Genomic DNA, 20,079 nt, shown 5'->3' with positions numbered 1-20,079 from the left:
GCGGGGCGATAGACAGCCGGGGATGGACCGTATTCTCATTCGCGGCGGCAACCGCCTGACCGGGCGCCTGCCCATTTCCGGCGCGAAGAACGCCGCGCTCACGCTGATGCCCTGCGCATTGCTGACCGAGGAGCCGCTGACGCTGCGCAACCTGCCGCGGCTGGCCGATGTCGACGGGTTCGGGCATCTGCTCAACCAGCTGGGCGCGTCGACCGCGATCCAGGGGACCCGCCCTGAGGATTTCGGGCGGGTGATGACGATCCGCGCGGGCAACCTGACCTCGACCGAGGCGCCCTACGACATCGTGCGGAAAATGCGTGCGTCGATCCTCGTGCTCGGCCCGCTGCTCGGGCGCGGCGGCGAGGCGACGGTGTCGCTGCCCGGCGGCTGCGCGATCGGCAACCGGCCGATCGACCTGCATCTGCGCGCGCTCGAGGCGATCGGCGCCGAGCTGGAGATGGCGGCGGGCTATGTGAAGGCGACCGCGCCTGGCGGACGGCTGACCGGGGGACGCTATCGCTTCCCGATCGTGTCGGTCGGCGCGACCGAGAATGTCGTGATGGCGGCCGTGCTCGCGCGCGGGACCAGCGTGATCGAGAATGCCGCGCGCGAACCCGAGATCGTCGACCTGTGCCGCTGCCTCGTCGCGATGGGCGCGTCGATCGACGGGATCGGCACCGAGACGCTGACGATCGAGGGCCGCGACCGGCTGCACGGCGCGACCTATGCGGTGATGCCCGACCGGATCGAGGCGGGCAGCTATGCCTGCGCCGCGGCGATCACCGGCGGCGACCTCGAGCTGACCGGCGTGACCGCGTCGGACATGGGCGCGACGCTCGACGCGCTGGTCGAGGCGGGGGTGAGCGTCACCCCGACCAAGGACGGCATCCGCGTCGCGTCGGACGGGCATCTCCAGCCGCTGACGCTGTCGACCGCGCCCTATCCGGGGTTCGCGACCGACATGCAGGCGCAGTTCATGGCGATGCTGTGCAAGGCGGACGGCGCGAGCGTGCTGACCGAGACGATCTTCGAGAACCGTTACATGCACGTGCCCGAGCTGGCGCGGATGGGCGCGGACATCCAGGTACGCGGCCGCACCGCGGTGGTGCGCGGCGTCGACAAGCTGGTCGGCGCGCCGGTGATGGCGACCGACCTGCGCGCGTCGATGAGCCTGATCCTGGCGGGGCTGGCGGCGGACGGCGAGACGTCGGTCGGGCGGGTGTATCATCTCGACCGGGGATATGAGCGGCTCGAGGAGAAACTGAGCGCGGTCGGTGCGGATATCGAGCGGGCGAGCGACGGGTGAGGCTTCGGGCGTCGGACGTCCCTCCTCCGTCATCCTGACGAAAGTCAGGATCCAGAGCCATTAAGCGCAGCGTCTGTAACTCTGGATCCTGACTTTCGTCAGGATGACGGGGTGGGGGGAGTGTGGCGTTTGGGGCCCTGGGTCCTGACTTTCGTCAGGATGACGGGAAGGGATGGCGGGTGCCGCGCGTCAGGCGATGCGGTCGGGGACTTCGGCGGCGTCGTGTTCGATCGTCGTGGCGGGGGCGACGGCTTCCCAGGGGAAGACGAACCAGTCCTTGGTGTCGCGGCGGTCGATCGTGCGGGCGGTGTAGTCGATGCGTTCGGCGGAGCTGAGATTGTCGATCAGCGTCGCGAAGCGGATCGCGCCGGGGGTCGCGCCCGCGGCGGCGAGCGCGGTGCGCAGATGCGTGATCGTGCGGCCGGAATCGTTGATGTCGTCGAGGAAGAGCAGACGCTCGCCCGACTGGGTGCGCGCGGCGAGCTTGACGAGCGGCTGGTCGGCGAAATCCTCGACCTGGCTCGAATAGTCGACCGAGAGCGTCGGCAGGCCGATCGCGTGGCTGAGGAAGACCGCGGGGACGAGACCGCCGCGGCCGATGCCGATGATGAAATCGGGGGTCCAGTCGGCGTCCGCGCGCAGCTGTGCGGCGAGGGTGTGGATCGCGGCGACGAAGTCGTCCTGCGGGATGGGGGTGAAGATCGGCATCCGTTGCGCTTTAACGGGTGGGGGGCGCTGGGGCCAGCCGGTGTTCGGTGGGGCGGCGCTGCTGGGCTCTGGGTCCTGACGTTCGTCAGGATGACGGGGGGGAAGGCGGGGCGCCCGGTCCGGGTGTTTCCCCGCGAAGGCGGGGACCCAGTCTGGGCTCCCGCCTTCGCGGGAGAACAAGGTTAGGCTCAGATCGCTTCGAGGGCTTGCGTGAAGTCGGCGATCAGGTCGTCGGCATCCTCGACGCCGATCGAGATGCGGACGAGGTTGTCGGTGATGCCGAGCGCCTGTTTGCGCGCGTCGGGGACCGAGAGGTGCGTCATGCCGGCGGGGTGGCTGGCGAGCGTTTCGGTGCCGCCGAGCGAGACCGCGAGTTTCGCGATCTTGAGCGCGTCGAGGAAGGCGAAGCTCTCGCGCTCGCCGCCCTTCAGGTAGAGCGAGAAGGTCGAGCCGCCGCCGGTGCAGTGGCGGCGATAGATGTCGGCCTGACGCTCGGCGCCGGGTTCGTCGGCGAGGAAGCCGAGATAGCCGACGCGTTCGACCTTGGGGTGATGCCGCAGATAGGCGCAGACCTTGGCGGCGTTCTCGCCCGCGCGGCTCATGCGGAGTTCGAGCGTCTCGAGGCTGCGCAGCAACATCCACGCGGTGTTGGGATCGGTGATCGTGCCGATCGTGTTGCGCATCGTCCGGATCGTGTTGATGTGCGCCTTGGTGCCGAGCACGCCGCCCGCGACGAGATCCGAATGGCCGCCGACATATTTGGTCAGCGAATAGACGACGATGTCCGCGCCGTGCTTGAGCGGCTGGAACCAGAGCGGCCCCAGGAAGGTGTTGTCGATCGCGATCGGCGGCTTTTCACCCGTGAAGATCGCGTCGCGGCTGGCGGCGACCGCCTCGACATCGACCAGCGCGTTGGTCGGGTTGGCGGGGCTTTCGAGATAGATGAGCGCGACGTTGCCGGTCGCGGCCTCGGTCATCACCGCGTCGATCTCCTCGCGCGTGGCACCCGCGGGGAAGTCGAGCCACTTGACCCCGAACTTGCCGAGCACGCGGCCGATCAGCGTCTCGGTCGCGGCGTAGAGCGGCCCCGAATGGACGATGGTGTCGCCGGGCTTGACCATCGCGAGGAACAAGGTGGCGATCGCGGACATGCCGGACGAGAAGGCGAGCGCGTCCTCCGCCTCTTCCCAGACGCCGAGGCGATCCTCGAGGATCTCCTGGTTGGGACCGTTGAAGCGCGAATAGACGAGGCCCTCGGCACCGCCCGGACGCTTGCCGGTGACGCCCTCGAAATGGCGCTTGCCCGCGGCGGCATTGGGGAAGACGAAGGTCGAGGTGAGAAAGATCGGGGGCTTGAGCGAGCCTTCGGACAGCGACGGGTCGTAACCATGGCCCATCATCAGCGTCGAGGGCTTCAGCTTGCGGCCGCCGATCTTCTCGACCTCGGGCTTGGGGGCGACGCGCGCGGCGACGCCGGTGAGGTCGGCTTCGGTCTCGGCGGGCATGCCGGTGGGGGTCGGGGTATCGGACATTCTAGGCTCCTGCATGGCCCGTCTGGTGCGGGCCGATGCGGCGAGCCTAGCGATGCGCAGCCGGTTTGGGGAGGCGTCAGAGGCCGATGATACTGATCTGGCGACCATAAGTGGGTTCGCCGCGATGGGTCGCGCGGCGATAGCTGAAGAAGGCATCGTCTTCGGTGTAGGTGTCGCGCCCGAGCGCCTCGACCCGGCCGACCCCCGCGGCGGCGAGCCGGTTGACGACATAGGCCTCGAGATCGAACTGGTAATGGTCGGTGCGGGCATCCGCGAAGAAGCGTTCGTTCTCGGGATCGGCCTCGCAGAAGCGGCGGAGGAAGCCGGTGTCGACCTCGTAGCTGGCGCGCGCGATGCACGGGCCGACCGCGGCGACGATCCGGTCGCGGCGCGCGCCGATCGCCTCCATCGCGAGCAGGGTGGCGTCGGTCACGCCGCCGAGCGCGCCCTGCCAGCCGGCATGCGCGGCGCCGACGATCCCCGCCTCGCTGTCGGCGAAGAGGACGGGCGCGCAGTCCGCAGTGAGGATGCCGAGCGCGAGCCCGGGGCGGTCGGTGACGAGCGCGTCGGCGCGCGGGCGGAATGTGTCGTCGACGGGGGCGGTGATCGTCCCCGCCCCCGCCGAGTGGATCTGGTAGAGGCCGACGAGCTGCGCGCCGGGGAGGACGGCGTCGGTCGCGCGGCGGCGATTCTCGGCGATCGCGGCGGGGGAATCGTCGGAGCCGGTGCCGGTGTTGAGGCTGGCATAGGCGCCGGTCGAGACGCCACCGGTGCGGGTGAGGAAGCCGTGGGGGATGGGGGCGAGCGATTTTGCGCGGATGGGGGTGGGGGCGGTGGTGTCAGTCATGCGCCTGTGTCCTGCTTAAGCTCTGGCGCCACCCCGGCGGGGGCCGGGGTCCAGTTGGGGGACGGTCGTGACGGGGGGTGGCGCTTCATTACCGGGGACGTTCCAACTGGGCCCCGGCCTTCGCCGGGGTGGGGGTCTGGGGGTGAGGCACCGGCGTGCTGCGGTTCCCCGGCGGGGGCCGGGGTCCAGGTGGGGGGCGGTTGTGACTGGGGGCATCGCGTCGTTACCGGGGCTTTCCCAACTGGGCCCCGGCCTTCGCCGGGGTGGAGGTTGGGGTGGAGGTGCCGCGTCATAGCGCCAGGCGCATGATGCGGTCGTCGTCCGCCTTCTCGCCGACCATGAAGACGTAGCGGCCGATCTCGGTGAAGCCGTAGCGCTGGTAGAAGCGGTGGGCGCGGTGGTTGTCGACATAGACGCTGAGGATCATCTCGGTCCGGGCGTCGGCGCGCGCGGTGGCGAGCGCCCAGTCCATCAGCGCGGGGCCGACGCCGGCGCCGTGCTGGTCGGCGCGGACATAGAGCTGGTAGAGTTCGACCGCGGTGGCGGGCCAGTCGCCCGGGAAGGCGACCGGGCCGGTCTTGGCGAACCCGACGATCGCACCCTCGTCGAGCGCGACATGGATGCGGAAGGCGGGGTCGCCGATCTGCGACGGCAGGCCCTGCGGCCCGAACGCCTGGTCGAGGAAGGCGGCGAGATCCTGCGGGCGGTAGAGCGTGCCGAACGTCTCGGTGAACGACGCGCGCGCCATCGCGGCGAGCGCGGGGCCGTCGGCGGGGACCGCGTCGCGGTAGGTGATCATGCGAAGGCGGCCGGGTTGGGCCAGCCGGGCGACGTGATCGCGAGCGCTTTGAAGAGCGACCCCATGTCGTCCATCAGCCGGCGGCGGTCGGCGGCGAGCGCCTCGGCGCGGTCGGGCGAGGCCTTGGCGAGCGCGGAGGTGCGCGTGTCGATGCCGAGGCCGCCGAGCAGGTCGCGCTGTGCGACGGGGCCCCAGGCGACCGCGCCATCGGCCTGCGCGGCGGCGGCGAGCGTGGTGAAATCGACATGCGCGGTCAGGTCGTGCTCGCCCGGTGCCTCGAACGGGTTGGCGAAGGCGTGCGCGCGGACCGCCTGGAGCGTGTCGCCGAGCGCGGGGCCTTCATAGCCGTAATCGATCGCGAGCAGCGCGCCGCCCTGTGCGACGAGGCGTTTGGCGAGCGTGCGGACGATGCCGACCGCGGCGGGGGCGGTCTCGAGAATCGATCCGGCGGGCGCGTCGCGGAAGGGTTCGGGAATGACGGCGTCGGGAAGCGGCTTGCCCGCGATCGGAAGGAACAGCAGGTCCTGCGCGGCGACGAGGCGTTCGTGCCAGGCGTCCTCGCGCTTCAGCAACTGGCGGATCGGCAGCGCGTCGAAGAATTCGTTCGCGACGACGATCAGCGGAAGCTCGGTCGGCAGCGTATCGATCGTGTCGTGCCAGGTCGCGGCGGGGACGCGCTCGGCCTGCGCGGTGCGGAGCGCGGGGCTGGTCTCGACGAAATGGACGGGGGGCGTCAGGCCGGCCTTGGCCATCGCGCGCAAGGCATCGGCGGCGAGCGTGCCGCGGCCGGGGCCGAGCTCGACCCAGGCAATGTCCGGGCGGCCGGCGCGGTCCCACAGATCGGCGCACCACAGGCCGAGGAGCTCGCCGAACATCTGGCTGATCTCGGGCGCGGTGGTGAAGTCGCCTGCGGTGCCGAGCGGGTCGCGGGTCGCGTAATAATGCGCGTTGGCGGCGGCCATGTACTGCGCGACGGGGACGGGGCCGGCGAGGGTGATCGCGCGGGCGAGGCGTTCGGGGAGGGCGGTGTCGGGGGTGGTGTCAGTCATCATGTATTTCTCTACCTCCCCGGCGGAGGCCGGGGCCCAGTTGGGGGACGGTGATGACGGGGGGCAGCACGCTCGTCACCTGGGCCTTCCCAACTGGGCCCCGGCCTCCGCCGGGGTGGGGATGAGGGTGAGGGGGTGTCCGTTACGCGACGCTCTGCGAGCCGGCGATGGATTCGACGCGGATGCGGCGGCGGGCGGCGGTGAGGATCAGGAAGAGGCCGCCGAGGATCATCGGCACGCAGAGCCACTGGCCCATGTGGAGCCCGGTCTTCTCGGCAAAGGCGCGCAGCTGCGAATCGGGTTCGCGGAAGAATTCGACGGTGAAGCGCGCGAGGCCGTAGCCGAGCACGAACAGCCCGACGAGCTTGCCCGGGTCATAGCGCGCCTTGGTCTTCCAGAAGGCGAACCAGAGGAGGGCGAAGAGCGCGAGGCCTTCGAGCCCGGCCTCGTAGAGCTGGCTCGGATGGCGGGCGGGCTCGATCATGCCGAAGGGGACGGTGCGCGCGAAGACGATGCCCCAGGCGACGTCGGTCGGCTTGCCCCAGAGCTCGCCGTTGACGAAATTGGCGAGCCGCCCGAAGAACAGCCCGAACGGCACGCAGCAGGCGATGTAATCGTGGACGCGCAGCCAGTTGAGCTTGTGCTTGCGCGCGAACAGGATCAGCCCGAGCGACACGCCGATCACGCCGCCGTGGAACGACATGCCGCCGTCCCAGAGCCGGAGGATGCGCAACGGTCGCAGGATCATCTCGGGCGCGTAGAACAGCACATAGCCGAGCCGCCCGCCGAGGATGATGCCGAGCGTCGCGTAGAAGACGAGGTCGTCGGCATGACGCCGCGCCATCGGTGCGCCTGGCTGGGCGAGCAGTTTGAGCAGATACCACCAGCCGAGCAGGATCCCGCCGATATAGGCAAGGCTGTACCAGCGCAGCGTGAAGAACCCGATCGAGAAGACGTCGGGGTGGAGCCCCAGGTCCTCGAACCGGATATGTTGGCCCGTAGCGGGGCTAGGCAGGCCACCGGCTACGGCGGCTAAGGTCGACAGGATCAATGGCTTTTCCCCACGCGTTCGCGCCTGCATAATGAGCGGTGACGATAAGACCAAGGCGATAAGACCGGGGCCATAAGTCCAGAGGGAGAGTGAGATGCGGACCGAGCTAGACGCGGCGATGGATTCGACGATGGCGGCGCTGACCGCGCCCGGGGGGATGCTCGGGCTCGGATCGATCGAGCGGTTCGGCGTGACGCTGCCGACGATCGCGGTCGCGCCGCCCGCGCTCAACGCCTATTTCGCGCATTATGCCGGCGAGCACCGCGACCAGGTGTTCCTTGTCGCAGGCGACGAGCGGCTGACGTTCGCCGAGGTCGAGGACGCCGCCGAGCGCGTCGCCTGCGCGCTGGTATCCGCGCACGGCATCCAGCGCGGCGACCGGATCGGCATCGCGATGCGCAATTCGCCGTCGTGGATCGTGCTGTACATGGGCATCATCATGGCCGGCGGGGTCGCGACGCTGCTGAACGGCTGGTGGCAGTCGGACGAGCTGGAGGCGGCGATCCGCGACGTCGACTGCAACATGGTGTTCGCCGATCCGCCGCGCGTGAAGCGGCTGGCGCAGATCGCCGGGCTGGCGACGCCGGTGATCGGGATCGACGATACGCTACCGCTGCGAATCGCGCTCGACGTGCTGCTGAAGGAGGATCCGGTCGGCGTCGCGCTGCCGCCGCTGGGCCCCGACGACCATGCGACGATCCTGTTCACGAGCGGGTCGACCGGCCAGTCGAAGGGCGCGCTGTGCGATCACCGCGCGATCATCCAGGCGATCTTCAACTATCTGGGCCAGGCGATGATGATGCTCGGCATCGCCACCGCGCAGGGCAATCCGCCGGTCGGCCAGCCGGTTACGCTGCTGACGATCCCGCTGTTCCACATCACCGGCGAGGTGCCGGTGTTCCTGCAGAGCTTCGCGATGGGGCGCAAACTGGTGCTGATGCCCAAATGGGATGCGCGCGAGGCGATGCGGCTGATCGAGGCGGAGGGCGTGACCTATTTCGTCGGCGTGCCGCTGATGAGCTTCGAGATCCTCAACCACCCCGATCGCGGCGATTACGACCTGTCGACGGTGACCGACTTCGCCGCAGGCGGCGCGCCGCGGCCGGTCGAGCATGTCCGGCGGCTGGGCGAGGAGATGGGGGGAAGCGCGCCGCTGATCGGTTACGGCCTCACCGAGACGAACGCGGTGGGGACGGGCAACTGGCGGAGCAATTATATCGCCAAGCCCAATTCGGCGGGGCGGGCGAGTGCGCCGCTGGTCGACCTCGCGATCCTCGACGATGACGGGCGTGCACAGCCCGTGGGCGTGCGTGGCGAGGTGGGCATCCGCAGCGTGTGCAACTTCAAGGAATATTGGAACCGGCCCGAGGCGACCGCGGCGGCGTTCACCGCGGACGGCTATTTCCGGACGGGGGATATCGGGTTTCTCGACGAGGACGGCTATCTGTTCATCGTCGACCGCAAGAAGGACATCATCATCCGCGGTGGCGAGAATATCTCGTGCCAGGAGGTCGAGGCGGCGCTGTACCAGAACCCCGCGGTCGCGGAGGCGGCGGTGTTCGGGCTGGCGGACGAGCGGTTCGGCGAGGTGCCGGGCGCGGTGGTGGTGCTGCAGGAGGGCGAGACGCTGACGCCCGACGATCTGTGCGCGTTCCTCCACCAGCATATCGCGGCGTTCAAGGTGCCGCAGCGGGTCTGGATCGCCGACGCGCCGCTGCCGCGGCTGGGGACGGAGAAGATCGACAAGGTGACGATCCGGGAGCGGTATCGGGGGATGGTTTGAGGGGGGTGCGGCTGGGATAGCTCGCTTCTCGTGTCATCCTGACGAACGTCAGGATCCAGGGCCCAGCAGCGGTGCGTTTTGGTACTCTGGATCCTGACTTTCGTCAGGATGACGGGAGTGGGTGGGCGTGCGCGTGCCTCACGTCTGCTCGTCATCCTGACGAAAGTCAGGATCCAGAGCCAAGCAGCGTTGCGTCCTGTTACTCTGGGTCCCGACTTTCGTCGGGATGACGGAAGGGGGGATGACGGAAGGGCGGATGACGGGTGGGGGTGGGGCGCGCTGCCCCGCATCCGGCGGTTTGCGGCGCCTTCACCGCGGGGGGGAGACGGGGTAGGGGCGCGGGATGATCAGTCGGCGGGGGATTTTGGCGGGGGGCGGCGTGGGGATCGGGCTGGTCGTGGCCTGGGGGCTGTGGCCGCGCGACTATGCGCCGACGCTGGTGGCGGATCCGGGGGAGAGCGCGTTCGGGGCGTGGCTGAAGATCGGCAGCGACGGGCATGTCACGGTCGCGGTGCCGCAGGCCGAACAGGGGCAGGGCGTCTATACCGCGCTGGCGCAGATCGTCGCGGACGAGCTGGGTGCGGACTGGCGGACGGTGGGCGTCGAGCCCGCGCCGCTCAACCCGCTTTATGCCAATCCGGTCGGGCTGAACGCGCTGTTCGAGGGGATGCCGGGCGTGGTTCCCGCAGCGGTCGCCGGCCCCGCGCCGATGCTGACCGCGGGATCGAGTTCGGTGCGGATGTTCGAGGCGGCGTGCCGCGATGCCGGCGCGGCGGCGCGGGTGCTGCTGTGCAAGGCGGCGGCGCGGCGCTGGGATGCGGACTGGGCGGACTGCCGGACCGAGGCGGGGTTCGTCGTGCAGGGCACGCGGCGGATCCGCTTCGCCGCGCTGGCCGAGGACGCCGCGCGCGAGACGCTGCCGGACGACCCCAATATCGGCGGGCCGGGCGCGGGCGCGCTCGCGGGGCGGTCGGTGCCGCGGATCGACACGCCCGCCAAGGTCGACGGATCCGCCAATTTCACCGGCGACGTCCGCCTGCCCGACATGGTCCATGCGGCGATCCGGCAGGGACCGGTCGGCGACAGCCGGCTGATCGGGGTCGACCGCGCCGCCGCGGACCGCGTGCGCGGCGTGCTGCAGATCGTCGAGACGCCCACTTGGGTCGCGGCGGTGGCGACGACCGGCTGGGCGGCGCAGCAGGCGCTGTCCGCGATGGCGCCGCGGTTCGCGACGCGGGGGCCTGTGGTCGACAGCGGGACGATCGCCGCCGCGCTCGACGCCGCGTTCGAGGCGCCGGGGGCGACGATGGCGCACAGCGGGGAGATCGGCACGCTGCTCGACGGGGCGGGGGTGGTCACCGCCGCCTACCGCGTCGCGCCCGCGGTGCATGCGGCGATCGAGACGCGCAGCGCGACCGCGGCATACCGCGACGGAATCCTCGAGATGTGGCTGCAGACTCAGGCGCCGGGGCCCGCGCGTGCGGCGGCGGCGCGCGCGGCGGGGATCGACGAGGCGCAGGTGGTGATCCATCCGATGCCGGTCGGCGGGTCGTTCGGCGCCGCGCTGGAGCATGACGCGGCGGCACAGGCGGCGGTGCTGGCGGTGCGGCTGAAGCGCCCGGTCAGCCTGGTCTGGTCGCGGGCCGAGGACCTGATGCACGACCGCTATCGGCCCGCGGCGGCGGCGCGGCTGGCGGCGCGACTCGATGCGCGTGGGCGGATTCTCGCCTGGCGCACGGCGATCGCGGCGCCCGCGACCGGCGCGGAGATCGCGGCGAGGGTGCTGCCGGGGATCGCCAGCCGCGCGGCGACCGCGCTGACCCGCGGCGATCCGCATGCGGTCGGCGGTGCGCTGCCCGCTTATGCGATCCCGGCGGTGGCGGTCGTGCATCATGCCGCCGAGATCGGCGTGCCGACGGGCGCGCTGCGCGGTGGCGCGCATGGCTATACCGCGTTCTTCACCGAGACGTTCGTCGACGAGCTCGCGCGGATCGCCGCGACCGAGCCGATGTCCTACCGGATCGGCATGCTGGGCGGCGGCGCGAGACTTGCGCGATGCCTGTCGACCGCGGCGTCGCTGGGCGGGTGGAATGGCGGCGTCCCCGGCAGCGGCCAGGGGATCGCGGCCCACGCCTTTCGCGGCAGTTTCATCGCGGTGCTGGCGGAGGCGCATCTGGGCGCGGACCGGCGGCCGGTGGTCGAGCGGCTGGTCGCGGCGGTCGATTGCGGGGTGCAGATCAACCCCGACCTGGTCCGCCAGCAGATCGAAGGCGGGCTGATCTTCGGGCTGGCGACCGCGCTGGGCGCGGCGACCGGCTTCACGCGCAACCTGGCCGATGCACGCGGCTTTGGCGACCTGCATCTGCCGCGGCTGGCGGACACGCCCGACATCACCGTCGAGCTGATCCGCAGCGACGAGGCGCCGGGCGGGGTCGGCGAGCTGGGCGTGCCCGCGGTCGCGCCGGCGATCGCGAATGCAATCTTCTCCGCAACGGGCTTTCGTCTGCGCGATTTGCCTTTAAGACCCTCGACATGACCCTGCCCCCCGACCATCCCGCGATTCCGAAGCCCCGGATCGGCGTCCTGCTGATGAACCTGGGGACGCCCGACGGCCCCGACGTGCGATCGGTCAAACGCTATCTCGGCGAATTCCTGTCGGATCGGCGCGTCGTCGAGATCCCGGCGATCGCGTGGCAGCCGATCCTGCGCGGTATCATCCTGAACACGCGGCCGAAGAAATCGGCGCATGCGTACAGCCAGGTATGGCGCGAGGACGGTTCGCCGCTCGCCGCGATCACGCGGTTGCAGGCGGCGGCGGTGAAGGATTCGTTCGGGCCCGAGGTGCTGGTCGACTGGGCGATGCGCTATGGCCGGCCGGCGATCGCCGAGCGGCTGAGCGCGATGCAGGCGGCGGGGTGCGAGCGGATCCTGCTCGCGCCGCTCTATCCGCAATATTGCGCGGCGACGACCGCGACCGCGAACGACAAGGCGTTCGCGCATCTGGCGGGACTGCGCTGGCAGCCCGCGCTGCGCACGCTGCCGCCTTATTATGACGATCCCTTGTATATCGACGCGCTGAAGACCGATCTCGAGACGTCGCTCGCCGCGCTCGATTTCGTCCCCGATGCGATCGTCGCGAGCTTTCACGGCATGCCCAAGCGGACGCTGGAGATGGGCGATCCCTATCATTGCCACTGCCAGAAGACCGCGCGGCTGCTGAGCGCGGCGATGGGGCGCGAGCTGACGGTGGCGTTCCAGTCGCGGTTCGGGCCGCAGACCTGGCTTGGGCCCGCGACCGACGAGACCCTCGTGGAACTGGCCAAGGCGGGGAAGACCAAGGTCGCGATCTTTGCGCCCGGTTTTTCGGCGGACTGTCTGGAAACGCTCGAGGAATTGTCGATTCGCGGGCGCGAGAGCTTCGAGGAGGCGGGCGGCAAGGACTTTGCCTATCTGCCGTGCCTGAACGACGGCCCCGCGGGGATCGCGATGCTCGAGCGGCTGCTTGCACGCGAGCTTGAAGGTTGGACGCGCCGCGGTTAGCCTCCGGTAAAACACGTATGGCGGGAGAGAAGGCATGGCACGCGTCGCGATCGTAACCGGGGGAACGCGTGGCATCGGCGAGGCGATCAGCCTTGCGCTGCAGAAGACCGGGCTGACCGTGGCGGCGACCTATGCGGGCAATGCCGAACGCGCCGAGGCCTTTGCCGCGCGGACCGGAATCGCGGTCTATCAATGGGATGTCGCGGATTACGACGCGTGCCAGGCGGGCTGTGCGAAGGTCGCTGCCGATCTGGGCGATGTCGACATCGTCGTGAACAATGCGGGCATCACGCGCGACGGCACGATCCTGAAGCTGAGCTATGACGACTGGAAGGCGGTGATCGACACCAATCTGGGCGGCTGCTTCAACATGGCCAAGGCGGTGTTCCCGGGCATGCGGACGCGCAAATGGGGGCGGATCGTCAATATCGGCTCGATCAACGGGCAGGCCGGGCAATATGGCCAGGTCAATTACGCCGCGGCGAAATCGGGCATCCACGGCTTCACCAAGGCGCTGGCGCAGGAGGGCGCGCGGGCCGGGGTGACGGTCAACGCGATCGCGCCGGGCTATATCGATACGGACATGGTCGCGGCGGTGCCGGCCGACGTGCTCGAGAAGATCGTCGCGAAGATCCCGGTCGGGCGGCTGGGCCAGGCGAGCGAGATTGCGCGCGGGGTCGTGTTCCTGTGCTCGGAAGAGGGCGGGTTCGTGACCGGCTCGACGCTGAGCATCAATGGCGGGCAGCATATGTATTGACGGTTTTGCCCCGGCTGCGCGGCAGCCGGGGCAAAACCGTCACGGCCGGCGGACGGGTGGAACCCGGTCCGGCCGACGGCTTGGGGTTTCTCCGGGTTGCTGGGGACGGTGGCCTTGGCTCTGGATCCTGACTTTCGTCAGGATGACGGGGTCGTTCCGGTCTCGGGGGCGAAACCGAAATAGTCGTGGCGGTACGCGTCGAGCGCGGTGCCGATGCAGCGGACCGTCGGGGAGGACTGCGCGTCGCCCTGATCGTTGGCGCGCAGGGTGAAATCTGCGCTTGGGAGCTGGGTCCGGCTGGGACGGAATTTGCCGCGGACCGCGCCGCAGCGGGTGGCGATCTGCGCGACCGCGTGTGCGGTGAGGACGGGCTTTTCGGCGTGCGGCCCGGCCGCACAGCCGGCGAGCAGCGGAAGAGTCGTCAGCATGGCGAGCGCGAGGGTGCGGATCACGGGGCTCTCCGGGGTCTGGATGTCGCAGCGTAGGGCGGTCGGCGTTGCGGCGGAAGCGGGGATGCGCGGCCGGGGACGGTGGGTGGTATCCTGGATCCTGACTTTCGTCGAGATGACGGGGTTTGGTGGTGGACGTCGTTCGCTCTCGTCATCCTGACGAAAGTCAGGACCCAGAGCCGCGGGCGTTGCGGATGGTACCCTGGGTCCCGACTTTCGTCGGGATGACGGAAGAGGGGTGTGATGACGGGGTGCCAACTGGCGTAGGCGGGCCTGCCGTCGGCAAAGCCGTCGGCCGGGTTGGCGCTGGCGCGACCCGCCGGCCGGTCCGGCTCCGCGCGGTGCGCGGCTCCGGACGAACACGAGGCCGGCCCCTTGTAGGGGACCGGCCTCTGCCCTCGATACGCTACGCGAGGGAACTGGGGGAACTGGGGCCTGGAGCGGACGCCGGCTAAGCCGTCGTCGGACGGGTGGCTTGGGGCCACCCGCCGGCCGTGCCGGAGGTGCTCGCCGTGCGAGCACCCGCGCTTTCGCGCTTACCTCCGGCAATAGCGCGGGTTGTCCGACTTATCGATCGCGTTGCCGGCGAGGCCGCCACCGGCGGCGCCGAGCAGCGCGCCGATCGTGCCGTTGCCGCGACCCGCGACGGTGTGGCCGAGGAGGCCGCCGGCAAGCGCGCCGACGATCGTGCCGCCGGTGTTGTCGCAGCCGCGACGGTTGTTGCGGTCGTTGCGGTAGTTGTAGCGGCGGTCGTTGCCGCGATATTCGCGGTCATAGCCCCGGCTACGATCATAGCCGCGCCCGTCGTAACCGCGGTCATAGCCGCGCTCGTAGCCGTAGCGCTGCGCCTCGGCGGCGACGGGGACCAGGGTCGCGGTGCCCATTGCGAGCGCGCTGACGGCGAGGGTGAAGGTCTTGAACATCAAACGTCTCCCATTTGGGACCTGGGGGAGTGCGCCGGTGGCGGGCCCTTCGATCCTGATGACAGCCTTATGGTCGAGTCGGATTGAGCCGAGCCTGAATGCGTTCGTTATCAACGGTTCAGGCGCGACTCCGGTCCCGCGCCCTATCGCGCGCGCCTGAGTGGAAGCGGGTGCCCCCGGGCGCGGCAGCGGCTATGGGGTGGGCGTGCGGCGTATCCCGACCCTGTTGTTCGTGCTGGCGAGCGTGCACCTGCTGGTGCCCGGATGGAGCGGCACGTCGCGGCTCCCGCTGCTGGGTGCGGCGGCGGACATGACCGCGACGCGGGTGCGGATCGATCCGGGCGATCCGTCGCGGCGGCGGCTCGGCGGGCTGACCTATCTGGGCGGGGTGGTGCCGCGCAGCCGCGATTCGGCGTTCGGGGGGTATTCCTCGATTGCGGTCCGTCGCAGGGCTTCGCGGACACAGGTGACGCTGCTGAGCGATGGCGGGAATATCGTCCGCTTTCATATCGGTGACGACTGGCGGCCCGCGGGGATCGGCTTTGCCGCGCTGCCGGGTGGTCCCGGACAGGGCTGGTCGAAGCGCGACCGCGACAGCGAATCGCTGACGATCGATGCCGCGACGGGGACCGCCTGGGTCGGGTTCGAATATTGGAACGCGGTCGGGCGCTATGCCGCGGGGGCCGACGGTACGCTGCTGGCGCGATTCGAGGGGATGGTCCGGCCGCGGGCGATGCGCGAATGGCCGGACAATGGCGGGCCCGAAAGCATGGTGCGGTTGCGCGACGGGCGATTCGTCGTGCTGTCGGAGACCGCGCGGCCGCGGGTGCGGACGAGCGCGGGCGGGGTCGGGCGCGGGACCGTGCGGCGGGGGCTGCTGTTTGCGGGTGATCCGCTTAACGCGCGCGGGGTGGGCTTTACCTATGTGCCGCCGGTCGGGTTCAGTCCGGTCGATGTTGCGGAGCTGCCCGATGGGCGGCTGATCGTGCTCAATCGCGCCTTTGCCGCGCCGTTCGCGTTTTCCAACGCTGTTACGGTGATCGAATCGGGGGCGATTCGGGCGGGGGCGGTGGTGCGGGGGCGCGAGATCGCGCGGCTGGCGGCGCCGCTGGTGCACGACAATTTCGAGGGGATCGCGGTGGTGCGCGAGGGGGACGACACGGTGGTGTGGATCGTGTCGGACGACAACGAGACTGCGTTGGAGCGGACGTTGTTGCTGAAGTTTCGGCTGGAGGGGTAGCGGGGGGCGAGCGGGGTAGCGGTGTCTCGACTTCGCTCGACACGAACGGGGAGGGGTTCGCTCGACACGAACGGCGGGGGGCGAGCGGGGCGGCGGTGTCTCGACTGCGCTCGACANCGGGCCGGGGCCGTGTCGCAGTCGCGCCGATTAGGCGGCGGCGGCGATCTTCTTGACGACGTCGCGCTTCAGGCGGCGGGCCTTGAGCGAGAGCTTGTCGTCCGAGGTCTTGACGAGCCAGTTGTCGAGGCCGCCATTATGCTCGACCGAACGCAGGCCGTGCGTCGAGACGCGGAGACGAACGCTCTGCTCGAGCGAGTCGGAGATCAGCGTGACGTTCTGCAGGTTGGGCAGGAACGTACGCTTGGTCTTGTTGTTGGCGTGGGACACGTTGTTCCCGACCATCCGGCCTTTGCCGGTCAGTTCGCAAATGCGCGACATCTGTCTACCTATCAAGTGTCGGGAGGAACCCCGGAAAGGCGCGCGGATACCCGGCAAGCGCGGCCGCGTCAACCGATTCACCCGTTTTTGCCGATCGGCGAGTGCGCAGATGCGGCGAACGGGGCGGCACGGCGCGGCGTGCAACCGCGCGGGGTTGATCGACGTTGTTACGCCATCGAACCGGTCGACGCCCGCATTGGGTCGTGGCCTTATATAAGGGGAATCCCATGCGTACGCTCTTGTCTCTGGTCGCGATCGCGCTGCTCGCCGTCGTCGCTCTGATGTATTTCGGGATCATCAACATCGACCAGACGCGTGCCGGCGCGATCCAGACGCCGAAATTCGAGGCGGACGTCGCCAAGGTGCGGCTGGGGACCGAGACCAAGACGGTCGCAGTGCCGACGATCTCGGTCGACAAGCCGGGGACCGCGGCGGACAATGGCCAGGTACCCGCCAACTGATCCGCACCCGCCCTGTCCGGCGGCTTTACCTGATGGGGAAGGCAGGGCAGGGCGGGGCATGTTTCCGATCCCCGACCCGATGCGGCGCGCGCTCGACGCCGCGCGCGATGCCGCGGCGGCGGGCGAGGTGCCGGTCGGCGCGGTCGTGGTGCGTGCCGGGCAAGTGATCGCGACCGCGGCCAATGCGCCGCGCGCGCTGTGCGATCCGACCGCGCATGCCGAGATGCTCGCGATTCGCGCGGCGGCCAGGGTGCTGGGGCGGGACCGGCTGGAGGACTGCGATCTGTGGGTGACGCTCGAGCCGTGCGCGATGTGCGCGGGGGCGATCGCGCATGCGCGGATCGCGCGGCTCTATTACGGGGCGGCGGATGCGAAGGGCGGCGCGGTCGAACATGGCGCGCGGTTCTTCGGGCAGCCGACGTGCCATCATCGGCCTGAGGTCTATGCGGGGATCGGGGAGCGGGAGGCTGGCGCGTTGCTGACGGGGTTTTTCCGGGAGCGGCGTCCGTAGAAGAAGAATGGGTTCGCGCGGAGGCGCGGAGATGATGCATCCGGCCCTTCGGTCGGGAGACCCTGACCTTTTGCGCTGCCGGACTTTATTGGCTGGTCGCTTCGCGACGTCCACACTCTCTCTGCGCCTCCGCGTCTCCGCGCGAACCCCCCTTCTTCTGCTGCCCGTCCGCCCGCACCCTGGGTCCCGGCTTTCGCCGGGATGACGGAGGGGGCGGGCGGACGGTGGAGTTAGCGGAGGTCGTTCTGGGTGATGGGGACGATCTTCACCTCGACGCGGCGGTTGGCGGCGCGGCCGGCGTCGGTGTCGTTCGAGGCGATCGGCTGGCTTTCGCCGTAGCCGCGGGTGCCGATGCGGGCGGACTGGACGCCGTGGCTCGACAGGTAATCCGCGACCGAGGTCGCCCGGCGCTGCGACAGGGTCTGGTTATAGGAGTCGCTGCCGGTCGAATCGGTGTGGCCGTACACGTCGATATAGGTCTGGTTATACTGGCGCAGCGTGTCCGCGACCTGATCGAGCGTGCGCTGGAACTGCGGCTGCACGGTCGCGCTGTCATAGGCGAAGGTGATGCCCGACGGGATGTTGAGGACGAGGTCGTCGCCCTGGCGGATCACCTGGACGTCGGTCCCTGCGGTGCGCGCGCGCAGATCGCGCTCCTGCTTGTCCATGTACGCGCCGACGCCCGCACCCGCGAGACCGCCGATCCCTGCGCCGAGCAGCTTCTCGGTGCGGTCGTTACGCCCGCCGACGATGTCGCCGAGCAGATAGCCGCCGAGCGCGCCGCCGATGCCGCCGAGCGCGGTCTTCGAGATCGTGCGCTGGCCCGTCTCCGGATCCGTCGTGCAGGCCGACGTCGTGACGAGTGCGGCGAGCGCTGCGCCGATGAATATACCCTTGGCCTTCATGTCTCTGTCCCTTTTGATCATGCCGCAGATAACCCGGCATATTCGGCGATTGTTCCACCTGCGCACTGAACGCCCGATGACGATAAGTGTCGAGACCGGTTGTGAAGCGCGCGATTGTGCGCCAAGAGACGATCGAGCCAATGGCACCGCTTCCCCCCTTCCCCTGGATCGACGTCGCGATCATCCTCGCGCTCGTCGCGTTGAACGGCGTGTTCGCGATGAGCGAGCTCGCGATCGTGTCGTCCAGGCGTGCGCGGCTCGACGCGCTGGCGCGGACCGGGCGGAAAGGCGCGAGCGCCGCGCTGCTGCTCGCCGCCGACCCCGGCAAGTTCCTGTCGACCGTGCAGATCGGCATCACGCTGATCGGGATCCTCGCGGGCGCCTATTCGGGCGCGAGTCTCGGCACGCCGACCGCGGCGCGGCTGCAGGCGCTGGGGCTGAGCGCGAGCACGGCGGAGACGGTCGGCTTTGCGATCGTCATCGGCCTGACCACCTATGCGTCGCTGATCATCGGCGAGCTGGTGCCCAAGCAATTCGCGCTGCGATCGCCCGAGACGATCGCCGCGTTCATGGCGCGGCCGATGCGCTGGCTGGCGATCATCACCGCGCCGATCGTGTGGGTGCTCGATTCGACGAGTGCGCTGATCTTCAAGGCGCTGCGCCTCAACCGCGAATCGGAGGAGCACGTCACCGCCGAGGAACTGCACCTGATCGTCGCCGAGGCGTCCAAGTCGGGCGTGATCGAGGAGCATGAGCGTTCGATCATCTCGGGCGTGGTGCGGCTCGCCGACCGGCCGGTGCGCGAGGTGATGACGCCGCGGACCGACATCGACTGGCTCGACTGCAACTGGGATGCCGACGAGATCCGCGACACGCTGCTCGCGTCGCAGCATACGCGGCTGCCGGTCGGCGACGGGTCGATCGACCGGGTGCGCGGCGTGGTGCAGGCGCGCGACATCGCCGCCGCGCTGTTCCGCGGCGAGCCGCTCGACCTCAACGTGCTGATGCGCAAGGCGCCGGTGGTGATCGACCAGATCGACGCGATGGACGCGCTGATCGCGCTGCGCCAGGCCGAGGTGCCGATGGCGCTGATCCATGACGAATACGGGCATTTCGAGGGGATCGTGACGCCCGCCGACCTACTCGCGGCGATCGCGGGCGAGTTCAAGTCGGATGCCGACCCCGATGATTCGCCGTCGGTGGTGGTGCGCGACGACGGCTCGCTGCTGGTCGCGGGCACGATGGCGGCGGATGCGCTGGCCGACCGGCTGGGCATCGACCTGCCCGAGGACCGCGACTATGCGACCGTCGCCGGGCTCGCGCTCGCGGTGTTCCGCCATCTGCCGGGCGAGGGCGAGAGCTTCGTCGAACAGGGGTGGAAGTTCGAGATCGTCGATCTGGACGGACGACGGATCGACAAGCTGCTCGTCAGCGAGGTTTGAGGCTGGGGGGTGCGGGGCTTGGTGGTTTTGCATTGACCTCAAGCCGCAAAGCGGCCGGTCCGTTGACGCCCACGAGCGGTCATTGACCGGCCCTCCAAAGATCGACAGCGTGACGGCATGAAACATCGCATCTTCTTCGCTGTTGTCGTCGCTCTGCTGATTGGCATTTCTGCCGGTTGGGCAACACGCGGCTTCGTCGCAAGTGACCGTTGTTTTGATCGCGGTGGGGCTTGGGACAGCGACTTAGACGCTTGCAGGTTCCAGACCGGAAAGGTCAGCTAACGCCCGATTGTGTTGAAGAAGTCGGCCTCGGCGCCGGCTGGCACCGGCTTAAAATC

At 69.6% G+C, this 20,079-nt stretch carries 20 protein-coding genes; 10 read left to right on the top strand and 10 right to left on the bottom strand.

Going from position 1 to position 20,079, the window contains the following annotated elements; translation table 11 throughout:
• Positions 1–22 precede the first annotated feature (22 nt).
• Positions 23–1,306 (top strand): UDP-N-acetylglucosamine 1-carboxyvinyltransferase, encoded by a 1,284-nt coding sequence (murA, locus tag IFS44_RS06600; protein WP_031440515.1) that lies wholly within the window; start codon positions 23–25, stop codon positions 1,304–1,306.
• Between the two features lie 189 nt (positions 1,307–1,495).
• On the opposite strand, the gene IFS44_RS06595 is transcribed toward murA, so the two are convergent.
• From IFS44_RS06595 to lgt, 6 genes are all read right to left on the bottom strand, one after another.
• A complete protein-coding gene (locus IFS44_RS06595) occupies positions 1,496–2,014 on the bottom strand; it encodes a phosphoribosyltransferase (protein WP_031440516.1) in 519 nt (172 codons plus the stop codon).
• A gap of 188 nt (positions 2,015–2,202) precedes the next feature.
• A complete protein-coding gene (locus IFS44_RS06590; RefSeq protein WP_031440517.1) occupies positions 2,203–3,519 on the bottom strand; it encodes a cystathionine gamma-synthase family protein in 1,317 nt (438 codons plus the stop codon).
• A 103-nt stretch (positions 3,520–3,622) separates the two neighbouring features.
• Entirely contained in the window at positions 3,623–4,393 is a 771-nt protein-coding gene (gene pgeF / locus IFS44_RS06585) for a peptidoglycan editing factor PgeF (RefSeq protein WP_192097943.1), read from the bottom strand.
• 289 nt (positions 4,394–4,682) lie between these two features.
• A complete protein-coding gene (locus IFS44_RS06580; RefSeq protein WP_192097942.1) occupies positions 4,683–5,192 on the bottom strand; it encodes a GNAT family N-acetyltransferase in 510 nt (169 codons plus the stop codon).
• Positions 5,189–6,241 carry a class I SAM-dependent methyltransferase gene (locus IFS44_RS06575; RefSeq protein WP_192097941.1) on the bottom strand — a complete coding sequence of 351 codons (1,053 nt, stop codon included), beginning with the start codon at positions 6,239–6,241 and terminating at the stop codon, positions 5,189–5,191. The genes IFS44_RS06580 and IFS44_RS06575 overlap by 4 nt, the downstream gene beginning before the upstream one ends.
• Positions 6,242–6,383: 142 nt before the next feature.
• Positions 6,384–7,292: a prolipoprotein diacylglyceryl transferase gene (lgt, locus tag IFS44_RS06570; protein WP_426290286.1), complete on the bottom strand. Its 909-nt coding sequence runs from the start codon at positions 7,290–7,292 to the stop codon at positions 6,384–6,386.
• Between the two features lie 94 nt (positions 7,293–7,386).
• Here lgt and IFS44_RS06565 point away from each other — a divergent pair, with 94 nt between their 5' ends.
• From IFS44_RS06565 to phbB, 4 genes are all read left to right on the top strand, one after another.
• Complete coding sequence (locus IFS44_RS06565) at positions 7,387–9,075, top strand: class I adenylate-forming enzyme family protein (RefSeq protein ID WP_192097939.1); 1,689 nt, start codon at positions 7,387–7,389, stop codon at positions 9,073–9,075.
• A 343-nt stretch (positions 9,076–9,418) separates the two neighbouring features.
• Positions 9,419–11,611: a xanthine dehydrogenase family protein molybdopterin-binding subunit gene (locus IFS44_RS06560; protein WP_192097937.1), complete on the top strand. Its 2,193-nt coding sequence runs from the start codon at positions 9,419–9,421 to the stop codon at positions 11,609–11,611.
• A complete protein-coding gene (hemH, locus tag IFS44_RS06555; RefSeq protein WP_192097935.1) occupies positions 11,608–12,615 on the top strand; it encodes a ferrochelatase in 1,008 nt (335 codons plus the stop codon). The genes IFS44_RS06560 and hemH overlap by 4 nt, the downstream gene beginning before the upstream one ends.
• A gap of 34 nt (positions 12,616–12,649) precedes the next feature.
• Positions 12,650–13,372, top strand: a complete 723-nt coding sequence (gene phbB / locus IFS44_RS06550; protein WP_031439092.1) for an acetoacetyl-CoA reductase — start codon at positions 12,650–12,652, stop codon at positions 13,370–13,372.
• Between the two features lie 137 nt (positions 13,373–13,509).
• Here phbB and IFS44_RS06545 read toward each other — a convergent pair whose 3' ends face one another.
• Positions 13,510–13,824 (bottom strand): hypothetical protein, encoded by a 315-nt coding sequence (locus IFS44_RS06545; protein ID WP_192097933.1) that lies wholly within the window; start codon positions 13,822–13,824, stop codon positions 13,510–13,512.
• A 533-nt stretch (positions 13,825–14,357) separates the two neighbouring features.
• Positions 14,358–14,744, bottom strand: a complete 387-nt coding sequence (locus tag IFS44_RS06540) for a glycine zipper 2TM domain-containing protein (RefSeq protein ID WP_192097931.1) — start codon at positions 14,742–14,744, stop codon at positions 14,358–14,360.
• 160 nt (positions 14,745–14,904) lie between these two features.
• On the opposite strand from IFS44_RS06540, the gene IFS44_RS06535 reads away from it, so the two are divergent.
• Positions 14,905–15,984, top strand: coding sequence for an esterase-like activity of phytase family protein (locus tag IFS44_RS06535; protein ID WP_342366360.1), 1,080 nt, complete (start codon positions 14,905–14,907; stop codon positions 15,982–15,984).
• Between the two features lie 147 nt (positions 15,985–16,131).
• Here IFS44_RS06535 and rpmB read toward each other — a convergent pair whose 3' ends face one another.
• Positions 16,132–16,422: a 50S ribosomal protein L28 gene (gene rpmB / locus IFS44_RS06530; protein WP_031395040.1), complete on the bottom strand. Its 291-nt coding sequence runs from the start codon at positions 16,420–16,422 to the stop codon at positions 16,132–16,134.
• 227 nt (positions 16,423–16,649) lie between these two features.
• Here rpmB and IFS44_RS06525 point away from each other — a divergent pair, with 227 nt between their 5' ends.
• Positions 16,650–16,883, top strand: coding sequence for a hypothetical protein (locus IFS44_RS06525; RefSeq protein ID WP_031395039.1), 234 nt, complete (start codon positions 16,650–16,652; stop codon positions 16,881–16,883).
• A gap of 79 nt (positions 16,884–16,962) precedes the next feature.
• On the top strand, positions 16,963–17,394 hold the full coding sequence (locus IFS44_RS06520) for a nucleoside deaminase (RefSeq protein WP_192098188.1): 432 nt from the start codon (positions 16,963–16,965) through the stop codon (positions 17,392–17,394).
• A 230-nt stretch (positions 17,395–17,624) separates the two neighbouring features.
• On the opposite strand, the gene IFS44_RS06515 is transcribed toward IFS44_RS06520, so the two are convergent.
• On the bottom strand, positions 17,625–18,299 hold the full coding sequence (locus IFS44_RS06515) for an OmpA family protein (protein ID WP_031394229.1): 675 nt from the start codon (positions 18,297–18,299) through the stop codon (positions 17,625–17,627).
• A gap of 140 nt (positions 18,300–18,439) precedes the next feature.
• Between IFS44_RS06515 and IFS44_RS06510 the strand changes: the two genes are divergently transcribed.
• Positions 18,440–19,741: a hemolysin family protein gene (locus IFS44_RS06510; RefSeq protein WP_107045480.1), complete on the top strand. Its 1,302-nt coding sequence runs from the start codon at positions 18,440–18,442 to the stop codon at positions 19,739–19,741.
• Positions 19,742–19,858: 117 nt separating this feature from the next.
• On the top strand, positions 19,859–20,023 hold the full coding sequence (locus IFS44_RS21890; protein WP_206757817.1) for a hypothetical protein: 165 nt from the start codon (positions 19,859–19,861) through the stop codon (positions 20,021–20,023).
• The last annotated feature ends 56 nt before the right edge of the window (positions 20,024–20,079 follow it).

Source organism: Sphingomonas sp. CFBP 13706 (assembly GCF_014842355.1).
GTDB lineage: Bacteria > Pseudomonadota > Alphaproteobacteria > Sphingomonadales > Sphingomonadaceae > Sphingomonas > Sphingomonas aerolata.
The sequence above is the reverse complement of the archived record's forward strand: the minus strand, read 5'-3'. Positions and strand labels throughout refer to the sequence as shown.

Excerpts from the sequence above, each read along its gene's own strand:
- murA (WP_031440515.1), top strand. The coding sequence starts at position 23 with ATGGACCGTATTCTCATTCGCGGCGGCAACCGCCTGACCGGGCGCCTG.
- IFS44_RS06595 (WP_031440516.1), bottom strand. The coding sequence starts at position 2,014 with ATGCCGATCTTCACCCCCATCCCGCAGGACGACTTCGTCGCCGCGATC.
- IFS44_RS06590 (WP_031440517.1), bottom strand. The coding sequence starts at position 3,519 with ATGCCCGCCGAGACCGAAGCCGACCTCACCGGCGTCGCCGCGCGCGTC.
- pgeF (WP_192097943.1), bottom strand. The coding sequence starts at position 4,393 with ATGACTGACACCACCGCCCCCACCCCCATCCGCGCAAAATCGCTCGCC.
- IFS44_RS06580 (WP_192097942.1), bottom strand. The coding sequence starts at position 5,192 with ATGATCACCTACCGCGACGCGGTCCCCGCCGACGGCCCCGCGCTCGCC.
- IFS44_RS06575 (WP_192097941.1), bottom strand. The coding sequence starts at position 6,241 with ATGACTGACACCACCCCCGACACCGCCCTCCCCGAACGCCTCGCCCGC.
- IFS44_RS06565 (WP_192097939.1), top strand. The coding sequence starts at position 7,387 with ATGCGGACCGAGCTAGACGCGGCGATGGATTCGACGATGGCGGCGCTG.
- IFS44_RS06560 (WP_192097937.1), top strand. The coding sequence starts at position 9,419 with ATGATCAGTCGGCGGGGGATTTTGGCGGGGGGCGGCGTGGGGATCGGG.
- hemH (WP_192097935.1), top strand. The coding sequence starts at position 11,608 with ATGACCCTGCCCCCCGACCATCCCGCGATTCCGAAGCCCCGGATCGGC.
- phbB (WP_031439092.1), top strand. The coding sequence starts at position 12,650 with ATGGCACGCGTCGCGATCGTAACCGGGGGAACGCGTGGCATCGGCGAG.
- IFS44_RS06540 (WP_192097931.1), bottom strand. The coding sequence starts at position 14,744 with ATGTTCAAGACCTTCACCCTCGCCGTCAGCGCGCTCGCAATGGGCACC.
- rpmB (WP_031395040.1), bottom strand. The coding sequence starts at position 16,422 with ATGTCGCGCATTTGCGAACTGACCGGCAAAGGCCGGATGGTCGGGAAC.
- IFS44_RS06525 (WP_031395039.1), top strand. The coding sequence starts at position 16,650 with ATGCGTACGCTCTTGTCTCTGGTCGCGATCGCGCTGCTCGCCGTCGTC.
- IFS44_RS06520 (WP_192098188.1), top strand. The coding sequence starts at position 16,963 with ATGCGGCGCGCGCTCGACGCCGCGCGCGATGCCGCGGCGGCGGGCGAG.
- IFS44_RS06515 (WP_031394229.1), bottom strand. The coding sequence starts at position 18,299 with ATGAAGGCCAAGGGTATATTCATCGGCGCAGCGCTCGCCGCACTCGTC.
- IFS44_RS06510 (WP_107045480.1), top strand. The coding sequence starts at position 18,440 with ATGGCACCGCTTCCCCCCTTCCCCTGGATCGACGTCGCGATCATCCTC.
- IFS44_RS21890 (WP_206757817.1), top strand. The coding sequence starts at position 19,859 with ATGAAACATCGCATCTTCTTCGCTGTTGTCGTCGCTCTGCTGATTGGC.